The sequence below is a fragment of the Cellulomonas sp. GbtcB1 genome (assembly GCF_019091725.1).
GTDB lineage: Bacteria > Actinomycetota > Actinomycetes > Actinomycetales > Cellulomonadaceae > Cellulomonas.
The window spans coordinates 1-246 of the sequence record NZ_JAGXJG010000411.1 but is presented as its reverse complement, the minus strand read 5'-3'; the positions used below and the strand labels follow the sequence as shown (position 1 = coordinate 246).

The 246-nt window shown below is 80.5% G+C and carries 1 pseudogene; it reads left to right on the top strand.

Features of this window, described 5'->3' with window-relative positions:
- Window positions 1-246, top strand: a pseudogene (locus KVT14_RS20870) (DNA polymerase IV); the annotation flags it as partial.

The following is a 246-nucleotide window of genomic DNA, read 5'->3' as shown; positions in this document are numbered from 1 at the left end:
GGTGCGCGGGGCGGCTGGGGGCGCAGCGGCCCGGCGCCCGGACCGTCGCCGTGAAGATCCGCACCTCGGACTCCCGGACGCTCAGCAGGTCCCGCACCCTCGCGCAGCCGACCGACGTCGGGCGCGAGCTCTACCTCGTGGCGCGCGCCCTCCTCGCCGCCGCGGACCTCGGCGGGATCCCGGTGCGGCTGGTCGGCGTCCGAGCGGGGGGCCTGGTGCCGGCCACGGGCGCTATCGGGCCGCCCC